Raw genomic sequence first — 18,626 nt, 5'->3', positions numbered from 1 at the left:
CAGTGTAGATGGGGAACAACAAGCCCGAGGGGCTGACGCGATATGTAGAGCCTTACATGAGATGCACTCTATACAGCCAGCAAAGGAGGTTCGCCAGTGCTCCCACATCAGCGCTTTCTGGGTTTCGGTGTAATAGATCCGTGGCCTTTGCTTCATTTGCAACACCCCTCCCGCTTACACAGAATCTAGTGTGTTGCATCCACCGGTTGAATCCACAGCCAAAAGCTGCCTGTCGAAAAACCGTTAATTTCACTCCAACTTGGTTTTCACATTCTGCCCCGCGAGCTATCAATGCTTCACTGTCTATACACCCCCCCCTTGGGTGAGTGTCGCTTTTCGCATCAACTCTTTGCGCAATTTTCCGGGGGACATGCCAAACATGTTCTGAAAATGTCGAATGAAATGGGGCGCATCGGCGAACCCGCATTCGAAAGCGATTTCCCCGATATGTCGATCCGAGCTGATGAGAAGCCATCGGCCAAACCTGAGTCGAACGTGGCGATAGAATTGGGCCGGAGTGTTACTGGTTTCAGCGACAAACAGCCGCTCCAGTTGCCGTTTACTGGTACCGACAAGGTTCGCGATTGTGTCAATACCCAAGGGCTCGGTCATGTGCTTTTCCATCAGCATCACGGCTTCGTGCAGGCGCCTGTTCGAAGAGCTGGCGTAGCCAAGTGCTTTGCGCCGGTCGACGAAACTGCCGGAGCTGCTTTTTGCGACCGTCATCTGATGAACAACTTTGCCGGCCCGATCCGGGCCGCAATGCACCCCAATAAGATGGATGGCCAACTCAATCACCGAGATACCGCCTGCGCAGGTGATCCGATCCTTGTCGATGAGGAAGTCATTGTTGCTGACAAAGCGCAATCTGGGGAACAGACGTTTCCAGTCGTCGCAATGGTAGGCATGCACGCAAGCAGTACGTCCCTCCATCAGGCCATGTCGAGCGAGCACGAAGCTGCCCGTGCATAGACCGATCAATGGCACGTCAGCGGCTGCCGCTTGATGCAGAAATGCCGGATAAGTCTTTGGTGCTGTCTCAAGGGAATCCAGCAGTCCACCAATCACCACGATGTAATCAAATTGATGAGGATGGGTGAGTTCACTGTCGATAGGTACATCCAGTCCACAACTGGAGATGACTCTTTGCCCAGGGGTACCGAGTACTTTCCATTGGCATCGTATCGGACGGCTCTGATCACCCGTATCGGCAGCATGTCGCAACGCATCGGTCAGCCCTGAGAGTGACAGCAAGGGGAAGCGCGGCCACAACACAATACCAATAGACAACTCGGTGGCGCCGCGTCGGCTTGGCGGATGTCGTGCCTGACCATTATCAAGCCCTTCCACGATGCTTTCGCTGGAGGCCCTGGGCAGTACATTTCCGAAATGTCGCAAATGTTCAATCATTCATGCAAACCATCCAACAAGTTATACCGCTGATCACCATACGATGAGCTCCTGCCTAACACCATGCTGTTCATAAAAAAACAATCGAGGAGCACGTGATGAAGAAGCCCAACGTTCAACGTTTTGCCGGTATCTATACGGGTCTGCTGGTATCCATACTGGCCTCGGTACCGGCATTCGCACTGGAAACGGTAGAGCCGGGAAGCCTGACGATCGCGTTCACTGGCGATATGCCGGGGACCGGTTATCAAGACAGCCGGATGGTCGGCTACGACGGTGAAATCCTTCAACAAATATCTGAGAATTTGGGTTTGAAGGTTAAACCTGCCTTGATGGACTGGGCCGGCACTATCGCCTCAGTACAAGCTAAACGCGTGGATGTCATGGCCGGGACCATGGGCTGGACCGAGCAGCGCGCGAAGATCATGACCGTGAGCGACCCGATTCACTATTTCAAGAACGGCATCACCCAGACCGACAAGACCAACTGGAGCAGCCTCAAAGATCTGCAGGGCAAGAAGGTCGGCACCATCACGGGTTTCTCGTTCATCCCTGAGATGCGCAAGATCGAAGGGCTGCAAGTAGCGCTGTACGACACCTCCGATGCCGCGGTGCGCGATCTCCTCGCCGGGCGCATCGATGCAGTGATTGGCGATCCCCCGGTCATGCAATACGCCATTTTTCGCAACGAGCAGTGGCACCTGCACTTCAACGCTTTCACCGATAACGATCCGAATTTCCCACTGCTGACGGGGTTGGGTCAGGTGGTGTACGGCTTCAATAAAGGGGCCAGCCCGCAGCTGGTGGCTGCCGTGAACGAGCAGATCCAGACCCTCTGGAAAAGCTGTGAAATGCGCAAGATCGGTGCCCGCTACGGTCTGACTCAGGATGTCTGGTATGTGCCGGAAGGCAAGGACCTGAGGCTGGGTGTCGACCGCCCGGCGGACTGGAAACTGCCTGGCTGCAAGTAAGCGCTTGAGCGGATGAATCGGCCTGATGGCCCGTGCCGATTCATCGCCATGTCTATAACAAAAAGAGGTTAACCAAGATGTCGACCCTGTCCGAACCTGCGTTGCTGCGAGTGCATGACCTGCACAAAAGTTATGGTGATCTGGAGGTGCTCAAGGGTATCAACCTGGAGTTGAAAGCCGGTGAAACCCTGTCGTTGATCGGCCCCAGCGGGTCGGGAAAGTCCACTTGCCTGCGTTGCATCAATTACCTGGAAAAACCCACTCGAGGCGATATCTGGCTGGGCGACGAGTTGATCGGGCAGATCAAGGACGGTAAACACATACGTCTGATGAGTGATCGGGAAATGGCTCCGCAGCGACGCGAGATCGCGATGGTGTTCCAGCTCTTCTACCTCTGGCCACATTTGAGCGTACGCGACAACGTCGCACTGGGGCCGATCAAGGCACAGGGTATGCCGCGCAAGCAGGCCTATGAGCTGGCTGATGCCATGTTGGAAAAAGTCCATCTGCGGCACAAGGCCGAGGTCTATCCCGAGCAGTTGTCCGGCGGACAGCAACAACGGGTCGCTATCGCCCGCGCGTTGGCCCAACAACCTAAAGTCATCCTGTTCGACGAGCCGACCTCGGCGCTGGACCCCGAACTGGTGGGTGAAGTACTGGCCGTGATTCGTGAGCTGGCGCAAGAGGGCCGCACCATGATCATGGTGACCCATGAAGTGCGCTTCGCTCGGGATGTGGCGGATCGGGTGATCTTCATGGACGGCGGACACATTGTCGAGCAAGGGCCTTCGGCGCAGGTAATCGACAACCCAAGCCATGAGCGTACCCGCAGTTTTCTTGGGCGCATGGCCATGGAGGGCGCTTGATGGCGAACTTCGAGGTCTTTCTCGGGCTACTGCCTCTGTTGTTGAAAGGCGCACTCACCGCCCTGGAAATCGCGCTGTGTACCTTGCTGCTGGCGAGTGCCGGAGGGGTAGTACTGGCGGTGTTGCTGACGTTCAGTCGGTCACGGGTGTTGCATGGGGTGATCGGCTGTTTCATTGAGTGGATGCGCAATGTTCCCGCGCTGGCGCATCTGTTCCTGATCTATTTCGGTCTCTCCTACCTTGGCATCAACTTGCCCGCGTGGCTGGCCGCCATCGTTGGCTTGAGTCTGGTGGGCAGCGCGGTGTTGGCTGATATTTTCCGTAGCGGCTTGCAGTCGCTGCATGTCGGTCAGCATGAAGCCGGGTTGGCTGTCGGTCTGAGCCGGATGCAGATTTTGCACTGCATTCTCTTGCCCCAGGCCCTGCGCGTGACGTTGCCTGCGTTCGCCAACTACGTCACGCAATTGGTCAAGGACACGTCCATCGCCTCGGCCATCGCCGTGCCGGAAATCATGTTCCTGGCGCGCAATCTGGTGACCTCCACCTTCCAGACTTCACTGATCTATTTGGCTGTGATGTGCATCTACGCCGCGATGATTTTACCGATCAGTGTGGGATTCATTCGGCTCGAACGTCATTTTGGGAGCGCGCGATGATCAGTTTTTTTCAGCAATACCCGGAGTACTGGAGCGACTGGATCGCTCGCCTGTTGCTCGGTGCACGGATCACTGCCGAATTGTCCCTGATGGGGTTCGCTCTGGCGGTCGTGCTGGGGGCGTTGTTGGTCTGGGCGATGAGAAGTCCGAGTGTCATCCTAAAACGGTTGGCAGCGTTCTTTATTCAGAGCATGCGCGCTGTACCTCTTCTGGCGTTGCTGCTGGCCCTGTATTTCGCATTGCCCAGCCTGGGGTTGACGTTGTCCGGCTATTGGGCCGGGGCCATCGGTCTGGGTTTGCAGGGGGCCGCTTACGTTGCGGAAATCCTCCGTGGCGGCCTGGATTCGCTGCATCGCGGCCAGCGCGAAGCCGCCATCGCCATCGGACTGACGCCGCTGAGAGCGTTTACCACCGTCATCCTGCCGCAAGCGATTCGCGGCATGTTGCCGCCACTGCTTAACGCCTACGTGTCGATCCTCAAGGACAGCTCGTTGTGCGCTCTGATCGCCACCGATGAGTTGATGCTGGCGGCGCGGGCCATCGCTTCGGAAACCTTCCTGCCAATGCATGTCTTCCTGCTGGTAGGGCTGTTCTATTTTGTTATCGCTTTCCCTCTTTCAATGCTGTCGCGTGTGCTTGAAAAGCACTTTTCACGCGGGCGCAAAACCGTGCGAGGTTGAACATATGAGCACCATAGATCGAGTTACTTCCCACAGCATTGCCCAGTTGCAGCAGGCGCTGCAGGCGGGATCGCTGACTAGCGAAGCGCTGGTTCGTGCGCAACTGGCGCGCATCGAGCGCTTTGACAAGCAGCTCAATGCCTATGTCGAGGCCTATCCCTCGCGTGCTTTGAACGCGGCCATCGCAGCTGATCGCCAGCGTGCGTCCGGTATACACCTGGGACCGCTGCATGGCATTCCTCTGGCGATCAAGGACTTGTTCGAGATCGATGGCCAGGCCATCACGGGTGGATCATTGGCACAGGCACCGCGTGTTTCGAGGTTGACCGCCACTGCAGTACAACGCCTGGAGCGTGCCGGTGCAATCATCCTTGGCAAGACCCACACCGTCGAATTCGCTTTCGGTGGCTGGGGCACTAACGCGGTGATGGGCACGCCGTGGAACCCGTGGGACCGTAACGTGCATCGCGCTCCGGGTGGCTCAAGCAGCGGCTCGGCAGTGGCCGTGGCCAGCGGGTTGGCGAGCGCTGCATTGGGCACCGATACCGGCGGCTCGGTGCGGATTCCGGCGGGCATGTGCGGCTTGGTCGGGCTGAAAACCACGCGTGGACTTATCAGTCGCCATGGCTTGATCGAACTGTGTCCTTCGCTGGATTCGGTAGGGCCTATCACCCGCACCGTTGAAGATGCAGCGTGGATGTTGGATGCACTGCTGGGCCCGGACCCGCTGGATCCGGTTTCGGCCCAGGCACCTGTATTCAGCGCCGCTGCCGGCCTCAATCAGCCGGTAGCCGGTTTGCGCATCTGGGTGTTGCCACAGGCCGAACGAGCGCAGGTCGCTCCCGGGGTGCTGAAGGCTTACGATTTGGGGCTCAAGCAGTTGGCCGCGTTGGGCATGCAACTGATCGAGCAACCGCTACCCACGTCGTTGGAGCAGTGCATGCGCATCGCTGGTGGGCTGATGAGCGCCGAAGGTTATGCCAGCCTGGGTAGCTTGTTCGAGCGCGACGATTTGCGTTTCGATCCCCATGTTCAACGTCGCATACTCAGTGGTCGCGCCATCGACGCAGCGTCGTATATCCAGTTGCACAATCAGCGCCGCGCCGCTCGGCACGCCATGCAGGAGGCCATGACCAACATAGACGCCTGCGCTTTCCCGACCAACGCTATTGGCAGTGTGCCGTTGGATGAGGTCGATGAATATGGCACGCCACTGGCCTTGTTGGGGCGGTTCGCCAACTTGCTGAACCTGTGTTCGGTGGCGCTGCCCATCGGGCTCGATGAAAAGCGCATGCCGGTCTCGATGCAGATTGTGGGTCGGGCATTCGCCGAACCGCTGATTCTGCGCATCGGCCATGCCTATCAACAGGTCAGCGATTGGCACACGCTACGGCCTGAGGGCTGGGAGCTGGCGGACAACGCGGTTGCGTGATGGATATAACTGCTTGATATATCCCTGGGTATCACCCTGCCAGCGCCCAAAGTTAAAGTGGGGTTAGGAAGTGTCGCCGATGAATCTATATAAAAATTTAACATATATCTGCCCAGTGATTTCGCGAGTTATCAAAATTTTCACCGGAAGGGTTACGCCAAGGATAGCGTTTCAATAACGTTGTTCGCCCTGAACTGAGTTTGCTTTTGTCGCTATCAGTGGTGTTTCTTGTCGCCCATAAAGTCAGGTCATTTCCTTAGTTGGGTAGTGGCTTGTGCAGAGTTATGTATGCCGTCAAATCGTTAGTTGTCATCAATAACGTTCTGTATTAGGAGGTGTACTGTATTCCTTTTGCTCGGACTGTTAGTGCTCTTTCTTTAGGTCTGATTATAGGGTAGGGGGATGCTCAGGAAGCACCGCTGCTTTTTTGGATAATGGCCAGTCTGAACGGGCCGTGGCAACCAGTAATGCATGGGTTGAAATTAACCAGGCGGCGTTTGAAAACAATATTCGTACGCGCCAGAACACCGTGACGAATAAATCACGGCTTTGTGCCATCCTCCAGGCGGATGCCTATGGTCATGGTGTCGCGTGATTGATGCCATCTGTCATGAAAATGGAAGTGCCCTGCGTAGGCGTTGCCAGCAATGAAGAGGCTCGAGTTGTACGTGAAAGTGGATTCAAGGGGGTACTTGTCCGAGTGCGTACAGCGACGTTGGCCGAGGTGGAAGGGGCATTGCCGTACAAGATAGAGGAGTTAGTCAGTAGCCTCGATAATGCTCGAGAAACGGCCGCTATTGCTGAAAGCATGGGAATCCCCTGAAGGTTCACTTGGCGTTGAACGCAGGTGGTATGAGTCGTAACGGCCTGGAAATGAGCACTGAGCACGGTCGGCAGGAAGCCTTGGCGATCAATCGTTTAGCTCCTCTGGAGCTGGTCAGAATCATGACTCACTTCGCGGTGCAGGATAAGGATGACGTTCGGCAAGGGCTCAAGGCTTTCATTGAACAAACGGCTTGGCTGATAAAGGCCGCCAGAATTAATAGAAGTAAAATCACCCTTCATGCGGCGAACGCTTACGCGACGTTAGAAGTGCCAGAGTCGCATTTGGACATGGTACGTGCCGGAGGCACCTTGTATGGGATGATGGAACCTTCGCATGCCGAGTACAAGCCGGTCATGCAGGTCAAGTCATACGTGGCGTCTGTTAATTAATACCCTAAAGGCAATGCAGTGGGGTAAGACCGAACAGTGACACTGAGTCGTGACTCAAAGCTTGCGAATATTCCAATGGGCTACTCTGATGGCTATCGTCGAGCGTTTACCAATAAAGGCGTTGTCCTTATAGATGGGCAGCGTGCTCCAGTGGTATGGAAGGTCTCCATGAATACACTCATGGTGGGCGTGACAGATATCCCTGCTGTGTGCGCTGGCGATCAAGTGGTGCTCTTCGGTAAACAAGACGACAATGAGATCGCCCAGAGTGAACTTGAAGAACTCAGTGGAACATTGTTGGTGGACCTTACTACCGTTTGGGGAGTAGCAATCCCAAAGCCCTGGTGGCGGATAAAGCCTCCGACTAACCAGTGAGGGTGCTAGGTCGCTACTGCGGTGGTAACGCTCACACAGTAACGACTTTTGGCAGTGACGCTCGCTGGTCACTGCCGACCCGTGACTACTAAAACGGTGCTGACGTTCAAGGCTGTTTTTATGCTCCAGAGCCTTGAAGCAGCCAAGGCGACCAAACAGGTCAATTCGATAGGGCTGCTCAACCCGACTTTACGGGGATGGGCGCTGAGCTGAAGCTACTGCACCGGATCACTCACCGGATTGGCAATGATGGCCTTGAGTTCGCTGCTCATCGGGAACTCCAGGTTCAAGCCTTTAGGCGGAATCGGCTGTTCGAACCAGCGCTGGTAGATCCCGTTGATTTCCCCGGAGCTGTACAGCTCGCCCAGCGACGAGTTCACCAGCGCGAGGAACTGCGGATCATCGTTGCGCACCATGCAGCTGTAGATTTCCCGCGACTGCTCTTCCCCGACCACCACCCACTTGTGCGGATCGCGGGCCTTGGCGCGTTCGCCGTAGAGCAGCGCATCGTCCATGTAGAACGCCACCGCCCGACCGGACTGCAACATCTGGAAGGCTTCACCGTGGTCCTTGGCGCTGATCACGAACATGTCGATCTTGTGATTGACGTTGTAGCTTTTCAGATAGCGTTCGTTGGTGGTGCCGGCGGTGGTTACCACATTCTTGCCGCGCAGATCGGCGAAACGCTTGATCCCGCTGTCATTGGCCGTCAGCAATTGACCTTTGACATAGATAAACCCATAGGAAAACGCCACCTGCTTTTGTCGCTCTGCGGTAACGCCGGTCGAGCCGCACTCCAGGTCAACGGTACCGTTCTGCACCAGCGGAATGCGGGTTTGCGATGTCACCAGGTTGTACTTCACCTTGAGCTGGGGCAATGCCAGCTTTTGCTGCACCCGCTCAACGATCTTGCTCGCTAGGTCTACCGAGTAGCCCATGGGTTGTCCCGAGTGATCGCCCAGGTAGGAGAACGGCACTGAAGCATCGCGATAGCCCAGGGTGATGCTATTGGCGCTGGCAATCTTGCTCAAGGTAGGACCCAGCGATGCTTCGTCAGCATGAGCCTGAGTACCTAGCAACAGGCCCAGGGTGCAGCCGATCAACGTGATTTTTTGCATTGTTATTCTCCGTTGTGGGTGAGGGGGTTAGCGGCGTGCCGCGATAACGGTTATTTCCACCCGCACTTGCGGACGCGCCAGTTCGGCTTGCAAGGTGGTGCGACTTGGTGCCTGGCCGGGCGACAACCAGGCAGACCAGACGTCATTCATCGCTGCGAAATCTTCGCCGATGTCCTTCAGGTAAATGGTCGCGCTGAGCAGATGATCCTTGTCACTGCCCGCCTCGGCCAACAATGCGTCGATTTTTTCCAGTACTTGGCTAGTCTGGCCGCCGGCATCGGTGGCGTCGCCCGGCACCTGGCCGGAGAGAAACACCAGGTCGCCAAAGGTCACGGCGCCGGACAAGCGTGGATTGGGCTGGATACGGTTAATGGTCATCGTGTGGTCCTTCTAAGGAGTAAGCGTTCAAGCCGCACGGGGCGTAAAACCCTGCAGGTCGATGGAGGGGCGGCGCTGGCCGATCAGTTCACTGAGCAATCGTGCACTGGCACAGGCCAGGGTAAAGCCCAGTGCGCCATGGCCGAGGTTCAGCCACAGGTTGCGATACGCCGTTGCGCCCAGCAGCGGCACGCCGCTGGGGGTCGCCGGACGCATGCCGGCCCATTCAATGGCCTGGTCGTAGTCGCCGGCATTGGCGAAAGTATCGCGCGCCTGGCGCTTGATCAGGGCCAGGCGTTTGGGGTCCAGCGACGGATCGAAACCGACAATGTCGACCATCGCCGCCACCCGCAACTGCTCGCCGATCCGGGCGTAGACGATCTTGCGGTCGTAGTCGGTGATGCTCAGGTCCGGCGCCCAGTGCTGGGCGCCGATCGGTACCGTCAGGCTATAACCCTTGAGGGGATATAGCGGCAGGTTGACTCCGGGCAGTGCCAGCAACGGACTGCGATGGCCGGCCGCGATGACCAACTGCTCCACCGGCAGCACTTCGTCGCCGAGTTCAATCGCACTCACCGCGCCATGGGCATGGCGAATTCCGGTCACGGCCTGGCCCAGGCGGAACTCGCAACGTCCCGACGCCTGCAAGCGCGCCGCCAGTTGCTGGCAAAAGCCGTGGCAATCACCGACTTCTTCATCCGGGGTATAAATGGCGCCGACAAAGGGCGCCCCGCTAGCGCCGGGTCCAGACGGGCGCAGTCGGCGTGCGACAGCACCTGTTGTTGCCGGGGGGCGGCAAGGCTGTTGCGGGCATGTTCGAAGCTGCTGGCCTGGCGAAAGGTCACCAGCTTGCCGTTGCGCCGCCAGTGGAAACCGCCCAAGGCATCCTCTTCACGCCAGGTTTGCAAAGTGGACTGGCTCAACAGCGCGAGGCGCAACAGATGGGCCGCGTTGGCGCGGTTGACCGAGGAGCGGCAAGCACCGAGGAAAGATGCCATCCATCGCCACTGCGCAGGATCGAAGCGCGGGCGAAGTTTCAGCGGGGAGTCACCGCGCAGCATCCATCCAATGGCCTGCAATGGCACACCGGCGTCGGCCAGGGGCGCCACGTAGCGATAGGACAACTGGCCGCCGTTGGCGAAGCTGGTTTCACTGCCCAGCGACTCGCGAGCCTCGACCAGCGTCACGTCAACGCCATCGCGCACCAGTGCGTAAGCCGTTGCCAGGCCAATGACGCCACCGCCGATGATGCATACATGCTGAGCCATGTCAGTCCTTAATCGTTGTTGAGACGAGCCCGAGGTTAGAGCCAGGTGACAGGCGTCGAACAATGAATAAAGATGGCTAACCCATAAACAAAGGTTATGGACTTGCCATGCGCCTTCGCCATATCGAGATTTTCCAGGCCATCCGCCAGACCGGCTCGGTCAGCGGTGCCGCGCAGTTGCTGCACGTTTCCCAGCCTGGCGTGACCAAGGTGCTGCAACACGCCGAGCAGCAATTGGGCTTCCCTTTGTTTCTGCGGGTGCGCGGTAAACTGCAGGCCACGCCCGAAGCGCTGGAGCTGGAGCGCGAGGTCGACAAGGTCACGGAGAGCCTGCAAGGGGTGCGACGCCTGGCGCAAAGCCTGCGCCGTGAGCCGGGCCACAGCCTGCGGATCGGTGCGACCCCGGCACTGGCCCTGTCGCTGCTGCCGCCGGCCATTAATGAGTGGACCCAGCGTTATCCGGACATCGCTTGCGAGCTGTCCAGCGCCCACAGTCGCGAACTGGTGCAGAACCTGCTGATGCGTGAAATTGATGTCGCCCTGACCCTGCAACAGCCTGATCACCCCGCGCTCAAGGCCCAGGCGCTGGCCAGCGGGGTGTTGGTGGCGTTGGCACCGGCAGGTTATTGGCCGCTGGAAGATGAAGGCAAGCCGCTGCCGTTGATGGCCCTGGCCGATGCGCCCTTGATCGGGCTGTCCAGCGCCGACCCGCTGTCGGCCCGCCTCGACAGCTACCTCGAGGCGGTAGAGCCGCCGCCACGGGTGAGCATCGCGGTGCAGACCTATTCACTGGCCAGGGCGATGGTCGAGTCCGGTGCAGGGCTGGCGGTGATCGACCCCTTCACCGCCCTTGGCGCGTCGCCTGGGGCCACCGCCATTCGCCCCCTGGCCCCAGCGCTGCCCATCACCCTGTACGCGGTGACCCGCACTGCCGAACCGCCGCCGCATACACTGAGCGAGCTGCTGAAGATCTTCAGCAGTCGTGCGCAAGGGCAATTGGATTGTTGGCGCTGATTGAAAGCTGACCCAGAAACGGGTACATCAAGCTTTCAGTGACGCTTGCGTATCGCAGGGTGGACGATGCTGCGACCGAGAGCTCAGCAGAGTGGCGGGCGAAGTCCCGGGACGTCAGCGGAGGGTTCTACGCCTACGAGTTGGGGCAGGAGCGGGTGAGCACGCTGTACGCGATTTGGCCAGGGGTCCTAACTGCCTGAGTCTTTGAGGAAAAGGGCGTTTGGTAAAACGACAGGACGCTCGGTCTCTCCCTTGCAAATCGCGGGGGAATGTCGAGCGTTCGACGGGATACGAGCATCGCTGGAGGTTCGGTCCGATGCGGTATAGTCCATCTGAGCACGAGGACGAACGGCTGGTGATGTCCGGAAGATGACACTGGTGGTTGTCGCTGATCTGGTTGACCCGCAGCGAAGCCCGAATAGCTGTTGGCCTATACTGCCCTGGTCAAATTGCCGGAGCAGTAGCGTGAAGAAGACCCTGGCGGGAGTTATCGAGGCCGGCGAGCCGCTGATACAACAGGCCATCGATGCGCTGCGACGTTACCACGCTGCTCAGGATGCCGGCGAGCCAGCGGAGTAAATCGAGCGCCTGCGGCAGGAAGCCGAATCCCTATACCAAGCTGTCACCGAGTACCAGTTGCGGTCGCTCGACGGGCCTGCACGCACACTGCACGAAGAGCTAGCCCTTCGGCGGCATTGCACCCCAGGTGGTCGGGCAGCCACCAATATGTCGATTCTTCAGTTCGGTGTTTTCTACAAGGGCATCGGACAACTCCCAGGTCATGCGCTCGACCCTGGCGTTCAGCTTGGTGATCTCGGCGGCCTGGGCCTGATGGATGGCCACCAGCTTCTCGATGTTCTCCCGTGCTTGGTCGAGTTCGTGCCGCAACTGCTTGCACTCGGCTTCGACCAGGCGCGCGTGCTGGCGCAACATTTGGGCAGGCGTGGGCATGCCCAGTGCGAAGCTGTCGTCTTCGATGATCACGGTACCGCCCACCATTACTGTTCGGGTGTACAGTAATAGGGGGTAGGGCAATTCTGACCAGATCGGGGTGACGAGCTGTAGGAGGATGGGGGATTGTGTTCGTTCGGCAGGGCGCCGGAGGAGGGGTGAAAATCAGTTCCAAAACTGAGCATGGGCACCCTTGTAGAATGCGGCTTTCAAGGGTGCTGAAACTGGAAAGCTTTGGAACTGAAAAGCGGTCCAAAGCCGCAGCGGGCGGGTTTCTTTCTATCGGATTGCAAATCCGTCTACGCCGGTTCGATTCCGACCTCGGCCTCCATTATTGAAAGCCCCGCAGATTAACGTCTGCGGGGTTTTTTCGTTGTGGCTTGAAAAGGCAGGAGTTCCGAAACTAAAAGTGTGGAGTTCCGAAACTTCAGCCTTTCGAGGGCTTAGCAATGGCCCCGACGCGACGGTAAACGCGCTAGGTTTTCCCTCTTTCGAGTGGCCTTCGAGGATGCGGATGTGGAGACGGTGGCCAAGGCGTTCAGCCCGGTGCACGACCGCCTGCCGGCAAGGCCTTCGAGCTCAGCGGCGTTGAGGCTGGCGCTGGCGCTCAAGACCCAGTGGAAGCAGCGGGAAACGACTGAAGGAGGAGCCAGAGCTGGTGTTGCTCAGCGATGCCAGGGGTGATATCCAGGCCTCGATTATCTGCCGAAATGGAAACCGGACCTAGCGCGCTCAGCCGAAGAGACACCGGAGGAAGGAGAGGAGCTGTTCAAGGCATTCCTCATGGCCAGTGTCGATAGCGAATAGCCCGTGATAGTACCTCTGCGGTTTTTCAGGCGTTAGAGCAGATGGTAGAGTGCCCCGGCTTCGCAAGGGAGATCGATGCATGGCAGCGGTTTTATGGGTTGTTACTGTGGTTGTAGTCGTGTTGTTTGCCACCTATAAGGAAATGGCAGAGTCGCCAGGCTCCGAGAAAGCGCTGCGCTGGACGCTGGGTATAGGCGTCGCCGCAATTGGAGCTATTTTGTGGGCAGCTTACTATTACTATGGCGAGCGGCCCGAGTCTGAGGTAAAGGTCAGTGAATCTGTCTTTTCCTCATACCCTAAGGAGCAGTACCCTACAATTTACAAGGCTTGGGGTGAACGTGGTGTCCAGCAAATCAAGAGGGTAGAGCGCCTTGCTGCAGTTAAAGCGGCAAGGCAAATAAGGTGTGACAATGTCCATTCTATTGGTCTGTCGGAAAAACATAGTCGTCCCACCGATCGGATCGTAGTGTTTGCCGACTGCGAAAACGGATCGCGTTTCTACATAGATCACAGTTTATTAATTTGGAATGTCAGGAAACCCTAACTGCGCGACGCGACGTAGTGCTCGGGCAGCAGGTCATCCACGCCGATGAAACACCGTATAGATGCTCGTGCTGGGATCAAAAAAAACCTATCGCTCTTACGTCTGGGCCTACGCCACCCGCCAGTTCTCGGACTTGGCAGCGGTGGTTTACGACTTCAGCCCCAGCCGCGCCAGGGAGCATGCTCGCAACTTCCTGCAAGGCTGGAAGGGCAAGCTGGTCTGCGATGATTTTGGCGGCTACAAAGCCAGCTTTGAACTCGGCGTACCCGAGATCGGCTGCATGGCCCATGCGAGGCGTAAGTTCTTCGAACGGCACACTACGAATAAAAGTACGGGTGCCGTACCCATTGACAACAACTGGGCAGAGAACCAGATCCGAGCATGGGCTCTTGGACGCAATAACTGGCTCTTTGCAGGGTCGCCACGCAGTGGAAAACGGGCAGCGGTGATCATGAGTTTGATCCAGTCAGCGCAGCTGCTAGGAACTGCTCTCTGTGAAACCCTTCATAAGACCGTCTAGCTTAGCAAGGTGACTTCGGCAGACGCTTACGAAACAAGCGCATATCCGCGTGCAATGGCCAAGCAGCTGACCAGATCCTGGCCGACCAGCAAAGCACGAACGAACAGCAATACCTGGATCGCGTCGCGGATATCACCAAGACCAACAACGAGCGCCTTTCTGGCATTCAGGATTCGTACAAGGTAGCGGTGGTCAGCACCTTCAGCCGGCTGCGCGAGCGCCGGCATGCGCGACGAGGGATTTGCTGGGGACCAAATGGAAGGCCTGTGCGGTCATAGAGATCGCGGGTGCCTCCTGCTATTTATCATCAGCATCACATGGGCAACCACCGCGACTGTGAGCCACATGAAGACAAAGAGTCGAGCTTTACGGGTTTCCTTGGCAGAGGCCCACTCCTCGCATTCGTTGCCTGAGAGGCACATGGGAGAACAGAGGTCCACTCCTTCCACTGTGCAATGCAGAATGCTGCTACCGACGAACGACAGTTCGATCTCTTTGCCTTGGGCTTTTCTAAACAGGTCCGACGGACGGAGCAGTTTGGAGTCGAGCTGTTTAAGTCGTCCCGAGTCCAGGTCCCGGAGGGTGATCTTGGGATGATTGCTAGTCGTTTGATGGACCGCCACTCCTCGCATGACTTCAATGTCGGCCCCACGATATCCATAGGACCTGCTGATGACGACCATGAGCACGACTAGCATGATCCCTCCCAGAACAACTGAGGCTAATCTTAGTTGCTTCCAAGTCTCATTTGACGGCCTCTGCATGTCCTTCCCTCTTCGCACCCAAAGAGAGTATAGGTATGGATGATCCAGCACGGCGGGGCGCCGTCGCTACTCTGCCTCCCTCCCGGCCTTGGACCTGTCACACGCCAACTTAAGCTTTTCATGTGCATCGGGCAGCATTGGTGCGGTCAGGACTCGCATATGATCCCTCCTTTAAAATGGGTGACTGTAGCGAGGACCTGGCCGGGCATCCAGATGCAAAAAGCCCAGCGCGGGGCTGGGCTCGTTACCAGTGCTTGAAATGCGTCTTGCTAGCGAAATTCGTAAATCAAAACTGCTTGAGCTAGCTCGATGTCGCTGACTGTGCTCACTTCATTCTGAGTACGCAACACCTCGAATGCTGCCTCCAGGCTCACGCCTCGAATTAATCCATCACTCGCGACAAAAGCTGCAGCATCATTGCGAGCGGCAAGAATCTTCTGGTCACCTCTCTTGCGACTATTCTGGGTACTTTCTTCGCTGTCTTGGGTAAGTGTAAAAGGAAAAAAAGTCACAGCAAAAGTCGATGAAACAACCGCTCCCATGCCTGACACTCTGACGCCACCATCACCAGCGATTACGGGAAAACTGCACGGGAAACCGAGCATAAGCACAACAATCAGTTTGCGCAAAAATCCACTCCATGGGTGAGAAGCATCCTTCAGAGACTGAATCTACCGTCTTCCTGTCCGGGCATCCAGTGTGGATGGAACGCCAGTCACTGAGCTGGCCGACGGCGCAGTGGCTTTGTGCCTCCAACGAGCTGCCCCAGTTTTGAACATCCGCAGGCATTTGCGCGAGCCATAGCGCGGATAATCGATCCTGCTTTTCTCGGGAGTTCAAGCGGCTGCTAGCCTGTTCGATCACACCCCATCGGTCGGGCGGGGATAAAGCACTACTGCCGCGCGCAATTTGTTACCGCCGAAAAGACTCATGCGCTGAAACTCTTGGTGGGTTACCGGGAGGTGCTGGCAATCCAGGGCGTGGCGATGCCGGCTATGGTCGATATCCGGGTCATGCAGGTAAACAAAGTCTTCGTCGCATCCTGTCACCAGTACCCAGTGGGGTGCTTTGCTGCGGGTCATGCGAAAACAGCTGATCAGCACCAGCGGCTGACCGCCCGCCGCCAATAGACCCGCGATGTCGATTTTCTTGCTCTGTACCTGCACCACGTCGCTACCCTGCAGCGCTGCGCAGAGTTCCTCATGTACCAGGCGGATCACTGCTTTTTTGTTCTCACTGCGTACGCCATTGAGGAACAGCGGGCCGTCGACACTCACCTGCAAAGTCACCCGAAAATTCCTGCGCCAGGCCGCCAATGCGAGCCCCTGCGGGCTGCAGCCACCATGCCCCGAGGTCATGAACACCGTGGTTGCTTCGCGCCACAGCTGAACCTCTTCACGTCTGTCCAGCGCCCGCCCGGGTTGCAGTGCGGCCATGGCCATCAACAGGCATGCCGGGCCACAGGTAAAGTCGGTGGTCTGCTGATAGTAAGGCACCCGCCGCGCATTGCCGGAAGGCTGTTCAATGATGCGTTTCTCATAGCGCAGGGCGTCAGCATGATCCTGGTAGTAGTCGTTGATCACCGCGAAGCGTCGATAGCCTACGCCTTCATAAAGGCTGATCGCCGTCTTGTTGTCGTGACGGACCTCAAGACGCACGTAGGCACAGTCGAAACAGCGCGCGTTTTGCTCCGCTTCAGCCAGCAACCGCTTGCCCAGCCCTTGACCGCGCGCGGCGGGCGAAATGGCGATGGAGTAGAGGCGCGCCAGGGATGTTCCACGATGAAACAACAGCAAGGCGTAACCCATCAACTGCCCCTCGGCCTGAGCGACGATCAGGCTGGCGTGTGCACGGCTGATCATCCATTGAAAGCTGCGAGGCGATAGCCGGTCATGCTCGAAACACTGGTTCTCCAACGACAGTAACGAGGGCAGGTCTTGGGCGCAGGCGGTGCGAAATATAAATTCCATATAGATCACCGTAAAACTTTCGTAAGGGAGCGAGACTTTTTTAATTTTCCATGCTTAATAGATAAGCACTTGGTCTTCGTTAGGCACTTGAGATGACAATGGCACCGTTAGGTTTGCGCGCAGTATTGGGTAAACGTGTTGAGTCGGCAATAGTCAGTCAACCGCGTGGCTCAATTGAAAGCAAGAGTTCAAGTCAACTTGTTATTATTGTTGAGCGTAAGGAAGATTGGAGTAAGTACTTTCCCAGTGAAGACCTGGTGAGCGCCCAGGAATACCTGGAACGGCCGCGGGATCGCGAGCCAAGCAAGCGCGTGCAGGTCATTAACCTATGCCGCAGTTACAAGTACCTTGGGCATGGTTATTACTGTTCGCTTTTGGCCGAGGCGAGAGGTCACACAGTAATACCGTCGGTCAAGACCATCAGTGAGCTCACCCGCAAGTCGCTCTATGGCTTGGCCCTGGACGACGTGGAAAAGACACTGGAGAAAAGTTTAAATAATAATGTGTATGCCAGCGCTGAAGGTTTTACCTTGAGTCTTTACTTTGGCTGGACACACCTGGAACCGTTACAGTCCATTGCCCGTCAGCTGTTTGAGGCGTTTCCCTGTCCGATATTATTGGTCGAATTTCGCAAGGCCGATGGCTGGCATATCGCTGGAGTAAAAGCCGGGTCAATGCACAAGCTGCGCGAAGATCAGGAAGATCAGTTCGCCAATGCACTGGATGGGTTCAGTCGTAAAATCTGGCGTGTCCCCCGATCCAGGCGCATGGCGCGCTACGATCTGGCCATCTTGCATGACCCCGACGAAACATTACCGCCCTCGAATGCCAAGGCGCTGGAAAGTTTCGTGCGGGTAGGCCGCGGCATGGGCATCGATGTCGAGATGATCGAGAGGAAAGACTACTCGCGCTTGGCCGAATATGACGCACTGCTGATTCGTGAAACCACCAGCGTCGACAATCATACCTACCGCTTCGCTAAAAAAGCCGAGAGCGAAGGGCTGGTGGTGATGGACGATCCAACCTCGATCCTGCGGTGCACCAACAAGGTCTACCTGACTGACCTGTTGCGCAGCAACAAACTGGCTATGCCGGCCAGCGAGATTCTCTACAAGGACAACCTCCAGGAACTGCAGCACGTGGGGGAACGCCTGGGTTTCCCGCTGGTCGTGAAAATCCCCGATGGTTGCTTTTCCCGTGGCGTAATCAAAGTGGAGAACCAGGATCAGTTGCTGCGGGCCACGGCTGAACTCTTCGAGCACTCGGTGCTGCTCCTGGCTCAGGAGTACCTCTATACCGAGTACGACTGGCGCATCGGTATTCTCAATCGTAAGCCGATCTTCGCCTGCCAGTACTTCATGTCGAAAGGCCATTGGCAGATCTTCAACCACAAGGCCAATGGCGCCGACGTTATTGGTGAATGCCGCACGTTGCCCGTCCACGAAGTACCTCGAGCAGTGGTAGAGCTGGCGGTAAAAACCGCCGGCCTGATTGGCGACGGTTTGTATGGTGTCGACCTCAAGCAAGCGGGAGACAAAGTGGTGGTCATCGAAGTGAACGATAACCCCAATCTGGACGCCGGCATCGAGGACGCTTATTTGCAGGACGACCTGTACACCCTGGTGCTGGAGGAGTTCGTGCGCCGGTTGGAACACAAGCGCCGCGGCCAGGCCTGGTAGAGGGTCGGC

General features: G+C 57.3%; 15 protein-coding genes and 4 pseudogenes. 11 read left to right on the top strand and 8 right to left on the bottom strand.

What is annotated here, in order from left to right:
* Positions 1-303: 303 nt before the first annotated feature.
* On the bottom strand, positions 304-1,410 hold the full coding sequence (locus NLX68_RS16880; RefSeq protein ID WP_254284901.1) for a GlxA family transcriptional regulator: 1,107 nt from the start codon (positions 1,408-1,410) through the stop codon (positions 304-306).
* Between the two features lie 98 nt (positions 1,411-1,508).
* Here NLX68_RS16880 and NLX68_RS16875 point away from each other — a divergent pair, with 98 nt between their 5' ends.
* The 6 genes and pseudogenes from NLX68_RS16875 (at position 1,509) to alr (ending at position 7,605) form a co-directional block, all read left to right on the top strand.
* Positions 1,509-2,381, top strand: a complete 873-nt coding sequence (locus NLX68_RS16875) for an ABC transporter substrate-binding protein (protein WP_254284899.1) — start codon at positions 1,509-1,511, stop codon at positions 2,379-2,381.
* Between the two features lie 77 nt (positions 2,382-2,458).
* The gene (locus NLX68_RS16870) at positions 2,459-3,247 is read left to right on the top strand and encodes an amino acid ABC transporter ATP-binding protein (RefSeq protein ID WP_254284898.1); all 789 of its coding nucleotides are present in this window, start codon (positions 2,459-2,461) and stop codon (positions 3,245-3,247) included.
* Entirely contained in the window at positions 3,247-3,903 is a 657-nt protein-coding gene (locus tag NLX68_RS16865; RefSeq protein ID WP_254284897.1) for an amino acid ABC transporter permease, read from the top strand. The genes NLX68_RS16870 and NLX68_RS16865 overlap by 1 nt, the downstream gene beginning before the upstream one ends.
* Positions 3,900-4,583 carry an amino acid ABC transporter permease gene (locus NLX68_RS16860; RefSeq protein WP_254284896.1) on the top strand — a complete coding sequence of 228 codons (684 nt, stop codon included), beginning with the start codon at positions 3,900-3,902 and terminating at the stop codon, positions 4,581-4,583. Before NLX68_RS16865 ends, NLX68_RS16860 begins: the two co-directional genes overlap by 4 nt.
* A 4-nt stretch (positions 4,584-4,587) precedes the next feature.
* Positions 4,588-6,015: an amidase gene (locus NLX68_RS16855; RefSeq protein WP_254284895.1), complete on the top strand. Its 1,428-nt coding sequence runs from the start codon at positions 4,588-4,590 to the stop codon at positions 6,013-6,015.
* Between the two features lie 344 nt (positions 6,016-6,359).
* Positions 6,360-7,605, top strand: a pseudogene (gene alr, locus NLX68_RS26525) (alanine racemase).
* 215 nt (positions 7,606-7,820) lie between these two features.
* On the opposite strand, the gene NLX68_RS16835 reads toward alr, so the two are convergent.
* The 3 genes and pseudogenes from NLX68_RS16835 to NLX68_RS16825 form a co-directional block, all read right to left on the bottom strand.
* Entirely contained in the window at positions 7,821-8,723 is a 903-nt protein-coding gene (locus tag NLX68_RS16835) for a transporter substrate-binding domain-containing protein (protein ID WP_254284892.1), read from the bottom strand.
* 27 nt (positions 8,724-8,750) lie between these two features.
* Positions 8,751-9,101, bottom strand: a complete 351-nt coding sequence (locus NLX68_RS16830) for a RidA family protein (RefSeq protein WP_254284890.1) — start codon at positions 9,099-9,101, stop codon at positions 8,751-8,753.
* Positions 9,102-9,128: 27 nt separating this feature from the next.
* Positions 9,129-10,333: pseudogene (locus NLX68_RS16825) on the bottom strand (D-amino acid dehydrogenase).
* A gap of 143 nt (positions 10,334-10,476) precedes the next feature.
* On the opposite strand from NLX68_RS16825, the gene NLX68_RS16815 reads away from it, so the two are divergent.
* Positions 10,477-11,382 carry a LysR family transcriptional regulator gene (locus NLX68_RS16815; protein ID WP_254284889.1) on the top strand — a complete coding sequence of 302 codons (906 nt, stop codon included), beginning with the start codon at positions 10,477-10,479 and terminating at the stop codon, positions 11,380-11,382.
* 465 nt (positions 11,383-11,847) lie between these two features.
* Positions 11,848-12,030 (top strand): annotated as a pseudogene (locus tag NLX68_RS26520) (hypothetical protein); the annotation flags it as partial.
* Positions 12,031-12,060: 30 nt separating this feature from the next.
* On the opposite strand, the gene NLX68_RS16805 reads toward NLX68_RS26520, so the two are convergent.
* The gene (locus tag NLX68_RS16805) at positions 12,061-12,366 is read right to left on the bottom strand and encodes a hypothetical protein (protein ID WP_254285080.1); all 306 of its coding nucleotides are present in this window, start codon (positions 12,364-12,366) and stop codon (positions 12,061-12,063) included.
* Between the two features lie 853 nt (positions 12,367-13,219).
* Here NLX68_RS16805 and NLX68_RS16800 point away from each other — a divergent pair.
* Positions 13,220-13,684 (top strand): hypothetical protein, encoded by a 465-nt coding sequence (locus NLX68_RS16800; RefSeq protein ID WP_254284888.1) that lies wholly within the window; start codon positions 13,220-13,222, stop codon positions 13,682-13,684.
* A pseudogene (locus NLX68_RS16795) lies at positions 13,681-14,168 on the top strand (transposase); the annotation flags it as partial. The gene NLX68_RS16800 and the pseudogene NLX68_RS16795, both read left to right, overlap by 4 nt.
* A 62-nt stretch (positions 14,169-14,230) precedes the next feature.
* Here NLX68_RS16795 and NLX68_RS16790 read toward each other — a convergent pair.
* From NLX68_RS16790 to rimI, 3 genes are all read right to left on the bottom strand, one after another.
* On the bottom strand, positions 14,231-14,431 hold the full coding sequence (locus tag NLX68_RS16790; RefSeq protein ID WP_254284887.1) for a hypothetical protein: 201 nt from the start codon (positions 14,429-14,431) through the stop codon (positions 14,231-14,233).
* Positions 14,432-15,237: 806 nt separating this feature from the next.
* Positions 15,238-15,597, bottom strand: a complete 360-nt coding sequence (locus NLX68_RS16785; RefSeq protein WP_254284886.1) for a DUF2388 domain-containing protein — start codon at positions 15,595-15,597, stop codon at positions 15,238-15,240.
* Between the two features lie 231 nt (positions 15,598-15,828).
* A complete protein-coding gene (gene rimI / locus NLX68_RS16780) occupies positions 15,829-16,938 on the bottom strand; it encodes a ribosomal protein S18-alanine N-acetyltransferase (RefSeq protein WP_254284885.1) in 1,110 nt (369 codons plus the stop codon).
* A gap of 92 nt (positions 16,939-17,030) precedes the next feature.
* On the opposite strand from rimI, the gene NLX68_RS16775 reads away from it, so the two are divergent.
* Positions 17,031-18,617, top strand: coding sequence for a RimK family protein (locus NLX68_RS16775; RefSeq protein WP_254284884.1), 1,587 nt, complete (start codon positions 17,031-17,033; stop codon positions 18,615-18,617).
* Positions 18,618-18,626: the final 9 nt, after the last annotated feature.

The sequence above is a fragment of the Pseudomonas sp. SBB6 genome, from assembly GCF_024213215.1.
In the GTDB taxonomy this organism is placed as follows: Bacteria; Pseudomonadota; Gammaproteobacteria; order Pseudomonadales; family Pseudomonadaceae; genus Aquipseudomonas; species Aquipseudomonas donghuensis.
The sequence above is the reverse complement of the archived record's forward strand: the minus strand, read 5'-3'. Positions and strand labels throughout refer to the sequence as shown.

What these genes read in the sequence shown, in the direction of transcription:
- NLX68_RS16800 (WP_254284888.1), top strand. Translation starts at nt 13,220, where the DNA reads ATGGCAGCGGTTTTATGGGTTGTTACTGTGGTTGTAGTCGTGTTGTTT.
- NLX68_RS16865 (WP_254284897.1), top strand. Translation starts at nt 3,247, where the DNA reads ATGGCGAACTTCGAGGTCTTTCTCGGGCTACTGCCTCTGTTGTTGAAA.
- rimI (WP_254284885.1), bottom strand. Translation starts at nt 16,938, where the DNA reads ATGGAATTTATATTTCGCACCGCCTGCGCCCAAGACCTGCCCTCGTTA.
- NLX68_RS16790 (WP_254284887.1), bottom strand. Translation starts at nt 14,431, where the DNA reads ATGCCGGCGCTCGCGCAGCCGGCTGAAGGTGCTGACCACCGCTACCTT.
- NLX68_RS16835 (WP_254284892.1), bottom strand. Translation starts at nt 8,723, where the DNA reads ATGCAAAAAATCACGTTGATCGGCTGCACCCTGGGCCTGTTGCTAGGT.
- NLX68_RS16870 (WP_254284898.1), top strand. Translation starts at nt 2,459, where the DNA reads ATGTCGACCCTGTCCGAACCTGCGTTGCTGCGAGTGCATGACCTGCAC.
- NLX68_RS16815 (WP_254284889.1), top strand. Translation starts at nt 10,477, where the DNA reads ATGCGCCTTCGCCATATCGAGATTTTCCAGGCCATCCGCCAGACCGGC.
- NLX68_RS16830 (WP_254284890.1), bottom strand. Translation starts at nt 9,101, where the DNA reads ATGACCATTAACCGTATCCAGCCCAATCCACGCTTGTCCGGCGCCGTG.
- NLX68_RS16855 (WP_254284895.1), top strand. Translation starts at nt 4,588, where the DNA reads ATGAGCACCATAGATCGAGTTACTTCCCACAGCATTGCCCAGTTGCAG.
- NLX68_RS16775 (WP_254284884.1), top strand. Translation starts at nt 17,031, where the DNA reads ATGACAATGGCACCGTTAGGTTTGCGCGCAGTATTGGGTAAACGTGTT.
- NLX68_RS16860 (WP_254284896.1), top strand. Translation starts at nt 3,900, where the DNA reads ATGATCAGTTTTTTTCAGCAATACCCGGAGTACTGGAGCGACTGGATC.
- NLX68_RS16875 (WP_254284899.1), top strand. Translation starts at nt 1,509, where the DNA reads ATGAAGAAGCCCAACGTTCAACGTTTTGCCGGTATCTATACGGGTCTG.
- NLX68_RS16880 (WP_254284901.1), bottom strand. Translation starts at nt 1,410, where the DNA reads ATGATTGAACATTTGCGACATTTCGGAAATGTACTGCCCAGGGCCTCC.